Origin of the sequence: Streptomyces montanisoli, assembly GCF_017813245.1 — a bacterium.
Classification (GTDB): domain Bacteria; phylum Actinomycetota; class Actinomycetes; order Streptomycetales; family Streptomycetaceae; genus Streptomyces; species Streptomyces montanisoli.
In genome coordinates, this window is the sequence record NZ_JAGIQL010000299.1 from 1 (window position 1) to 3,669 (window position 3,669).

4 protein-coding genes are annotated in these 3,669 nt (G+C 73.3%); 3 read left to right on the forward strand and 1 reads right to left on the reverse strand.

Translation table 11 applies throughout. The features are described 5' to 3' along the window. Together JFN87_RS32420 and JFN87_RS32425 are read left to right on the forward strand one after the other, a co-directional pair. Positions 1-1,134, forward strand: a 1,134-nt coding sequence (locus JFN87_RS32420) for a Stk1 family PASTA domain-containing Ser/Thr kinase (RefSeq protein ID WP_209345994.1), incomplete at its 5' end; no start/stop codon positions are given. 20 nt (positions 1,135-1,154) lie between these two features. After that, a complete protein-coding gene (locus JFN87_RS32425) occupies positions 1,155-2,009 on the forward strand; it encodes a deoxyribonuclease IV (protein ID WP_209345995.1) in 855 nt (284 codons plus the stop codon). Between the two features lie 33 nt (positions 2,010-2,042). Here the strand turns inward: JFN87_RS32425 and JFN87_RS32430 are convergent, their stop codons facing one another. Continuing rightward, on the reverse strand, positions 2,043-2,675 hold the full coding sequence (locus JFN87_RS32430) for a sulfite oxidase-like oxidoreductase (protein ID WP_209345997.1): 633 nt from the start codon (positions 2,673-2,675) through the stop codon (positions 2,043-2,045). A gap of 188 nt (positions 2,676-2,863) precedes the next feature. Between JFN87_RS32430 and bfr the strand changes: the two genes are divergently transcribed. After that, positions 2,864-3,355, forward strand: coding sequence for a bacterioferritin (gene bfr, locus JFN87_RS32435; RefSeq protein WP_209345999.1), 492 nt, complete (start codon positions 2,864-2,866; stop codon positions 3,353-3,355). Positions 3,356-3,669 lie beyond the last annotated feature (314 nt).

Here is a 3,669-nt window from a genome sequence, read left to right on the forward strand (position 1 = left end):
CAGGACGCGGTCGCGCTGCTCGCCGCGGTCCGCGAGGCCCGCGCCGCGCTGACCGACGCCCAGCTCGACGCGGTGCCGCCCGGCGCGAGGCCGGCCGGCGCCGCCTCCGGCTCGGAGAACCGTACGAGCGTGATCCCGCGCTCCGCGCCCCCCGGCGCGGACGCTGCGGGGGTCAGCAGGACGAGCCGCCTCGACCTGCCCCCGGTGCCGCCCGCCGCGGGCGGTGGCCGCACGGCCGGCAGGCCGCCGGGGCGCCACCGCACCCTCGTCGCCGTCGTCGCCGCCCTGGTGGCGATCCTGATCGGCACGGGCGTCTGGTACATCAACTCGGGGCAGTTCACGCGCGTGCCGTCGCTGCTCGGCCAGACCGAGCAGGTGGCGAAGAAGCGCCTGTCCGACGCGGGGCTCGACGCGCGCGTCACCCACGGCTACAGCGACGCGTTCGACCGGGGCAAGGTCATGAGGACCTACCCCGCGCCCGAGACGAAGATCCGCGGCGACGGGCCGGTCACGCTGACCATCTCCCGCGGCCCGCGCATCGTGTCGGTGCCCGACGTGTCGGGCATGCCGCAGGCCGACGCGAAGGCCGCGCTCGCGAAGGCGGGCCTGTCCGCGGGCGTCGTCCACCAGGCGTTCAGCGACTCCGTCGACCGCGGCTCGGTCATCGGGACCGATCCGGCCGCGGGCGCGCGGCTGCGCCCGGACCGGGCGGTCGCGCTGAAGGTCAGCCGGGGCAGCGCCGTCGACGTACCGGATGTGACCGGCGAGGACGTCCACGAGGCGACGGCCGACCTGGCGGACGCCGGCCTCAGGGCGAAGATCGCCACGCGGCGCGTGGAGTCCGACCAGGACGCGGGCGCGGTGGCCCGCCAGTCCCCGGCCGAAGGCGGGCAGCTCGCCGAGGGCGACACCGTCACGCTGACCCTGTCGAAGGGGCCGAAGATGGTCGCGGTCCCCGATGTGACGGGCCGGTCGGCCGACGACGCCACCAAGGCGCTGGAGGACGCGGGTTTCGACGTGAAGGTCAAGCACAGCTTCCCCTTCATCGACGACACGATCACCGACCAGTCCGTGGCGGGCGGCGACAAGGCGCCCGAGGGCAGCACCATCACGATCACGACCAACGGTCTCTGAGAACGGAACGGCTCCATCCCATGCGCAACCCTGTCGGCGCCCACGTGCCCGTGGCCGGCGGCCTCGCCACGACCGGCCTCGGCTACGCCCGCGACCTGGGCGCGGAGGCAGTGCAGGTCTTCGTCGCCAACCCGCGCGGCTGGGCGGTGCCGCCCGGCACGCCCGCGCAGGACGAGCTGTTCCGCGCCGAGTGCGCGCGGGCGGGCATCCCGGCCTACGTCCACGCCCCCTACCTGATCAACTTCGGCTCGCACACGCGGGCCACGGCCGAGCGGTCGGTCCTGTCGCTGCGCCACAGCCTGCGCAGGGGCCGGGCGATCGGCGCCCGTGGTGTCGTCGTCCACACGGGTTCAGCGACGGGCGGGCGCGAGCGGGCCGCGGCGCTCGCGCAGGTGCGGGAGCTGCTGCTGCCGCTGCTCGACGAGCTGACGGACGACGGCGACCCGGCGCTGCTGCTGGAGCCGACGGCCGGGCAGGGCGCCTCGCTGTGCTCGCGGATGGAGCACCTCGGCCCGTACTTCGACGCGCTCGACGCGCACCCGAGGCTCGGGGTGTGCCTCGACACCTGCCACGCCTTCGCGGCGGGCCACGACCTGGCGGGCCCGCACGGCATGGCGGCGGCGCTCGACCTGCTGGTCGAGACGGTGGGCACGGGCCGGCTCGGCCTGATCCACGCGAACGACTCGAAGGACGTGGCAGGCGCGCACAAGGACCGCCACGAGAACATCGGCGCGGGCCACATCGGCGAGGAGCCGTTCGCGGCGCTGTTCGGCCACCCGGCGACGGAGGGCGTCCCGCTCGTGATCGAGACGCCGGGCGGCAAGGCGGGCCACGGCGAGGACGTCGCCCGCCTCAAGAAGCTGCGCAACGCCTGACGGCGGAGCCTGCCCACGCGGCGAGCGGCGCGCTCAGAGTTCCGGGCCCTCGCCCGGCTCCTCCTGGTAGGTGTAGCGCTGCTCCGCCCACGGGTCACCCACGTTGTGGTAGCCCCGCTCCTCCCAGAAGCCCCTGCGGTCCGCGGTCATGTACTCGACGCCCCTCACCCATTTGGGCCCTTTCCAGGCGTACAGATGCGGCACCACGAGGCGCAGTGGGAAACCGTGCTCCGCCGTGAGCAGCTCGCCGTCCCTGTGCGTCGCGAAGATCGTGCGGTTCGCGGTGAAGTCGTCGAGGCGCAGGTTGGCGCTGTACCCGTACTCCGCCCACACCATCACGTGTGTCACCGCGGGCGCGGGGGGCGCGAGGTCGAGGAGGTTCTTCGCGTGGACGCCGCCCCACTCCGCGCCCAGCATGCTGAACTTCGTCACGCAGTGCAGGTCCGCCACGACCGTCGAGAACGGCAGCGCGGTGAACTCCTCGTGGTCCCAGCAGTGCTTGTCACCGTCGGCGGTCGCGCCGAAGACGCGGAACTCCCACCGGTCGGGTTTGAACTTCGGGACGGGACCGTAGTGGGTGACGGGCCAGCCGCGCTGGAGGCGCTGTCCCGGCGGCAGGGGGGACGCGTCCGGTATCCGATGCCCCCCGCTCTGCTCCTGACCCATGCTTTACATGGTGACAGACCGGGAGGGGTGGTCCTGACCGGGCCGAAGCCCATTCGGGCCATCTCGTGGCAAGGAGGTCCTTACTGGACGGCCCTCTGGGGTGGTGCGAGACTGCGGCCAGTCCCAGTGGGCACATGTCTGACACGCGTCACACGTTCACCGCCACGTCGTTGGAAGGAGCCTCTGCGATGCAGGGCGACCCCGAGGTCATCGAGTTCCTGAACGAGCAGCTGACCGCCGAGCTCACCGCGATCAACCAGTACTTCCTGCACGCGAAGATGCAGGAGAACTTCGGCTGGGCGCGGCTGGCCAAGAACACCCGTGCGGAGTCGTTCGACGAGATGCGCCACGCGGAGCTGCTCACCGACCGGATCCTGCTGCTCGACGGCCTGCCGAACTACCAGCGGCTTTTCCATGTGCGGGTGGGCCAGACGGTGACGGAGATGTTCGAATCCGACCGGCAGGTCGAGGTGGAGGCGATCGACCGCCTCAAGCGCGGTATCGACGTGATGCGGTCGAAGAACGACCACACGTCCAAGCGGCTGTTCGAGTCGATCCTCGAGGACGAGGAGCACCACATCGACTACCTGGACACGCAGCTCGCGCTGGTCGAGAAGCTCGGCGAGGCGCTGTACATCGCGCAGCAGATCGAGCAGCCGGAGGACGGCGGCGACAGCTGAGGCCGGGCCCGCGCCGCGGGAGCCCGGCCCGGCCTGGGCCCCTTCGGGAGCGGCGCCCCGGGGGGCAGCGGCCGCGGGGGTGCGGGTCAGGGCCGAAGGCACGATCGGGAGGGGCGCGGCGGGCGCGGGGTGGGGCGCAGGGGCGGACGTTCCGCGCCCGGCGGCCGATCCAGGGCCGTTTAGGCGGCGTTCGGGAGCTGCGGCGGGCCGGGGGCTACCGCCGGGAGCGCCACGGGCACGGCGGCAGGGGCAATCGGGAGAGGCGCCGGACTCGCGGGCACCGGGGTGGCGGGCGCAGGCACCGGGGCGGCGGG